Consider the following 469-nt stretch of genomic DNA (forward strand, 5'->3'; position numbering starts at 1 on the left):
GGCGGCTGAATTAGCGGCAATCACAATGGAAAGCCGGCTATTTGAACCGGCGTATAAGAATGAAACAGAGCGACAAATCCATAAGCTTCAGGAAGCGCTGACGGGTAATGAAGTTAAGGCCCAGACAGCCAAATTTATCGGGGCATTGTCAGGTGCCCTGATTAGCCATACCCCGGAAGGCGCTTACAGTGCAGCAAACAGCGCGGAGCTTGTCTATCGTAATAACATGACTGAGCACATGTTGTACCAGTTATCGGTAGAAAATCAAAAAGACATCTTAGCGGCAGGAAAAGGGGATAAAGCTGCGGAAGCGCGCGTCATTGCGCGGCAGGATGCGGCGATTGCCGTCACCGCAGTAGCGGCGGGCGGTTATGCGCTGGTTTATGGCGGCCAGATACTGATTGCCGCCTCGGCTGAAATGGCAACGGCAGGGCGTGTTGCGCTTGAAGGCTGTAAAACCAATCCGGCG

1 pseudogene is annotated in these 469 nt (G+C 53.5%); it reads left to right on the plus strand.

What is annotated here, in order from left to right:
• Window positions 1-469 (plus strand): annotated as a pseudogene (locus SLS51_RS23325) (hypothetical protein); the annotation flags it as partial.

The organism is Photorhabdus africana (genome assembly GCF_035181445.1).
In the GTDB taxonomy this organism is placed as follows: domain Bacteria; phylum Pseudomonadota; class Gammaproteobacteria; order Enterobacterales; family Enterobacteriaceae; genus Photorhabdus; species Photorhabdus laumondii.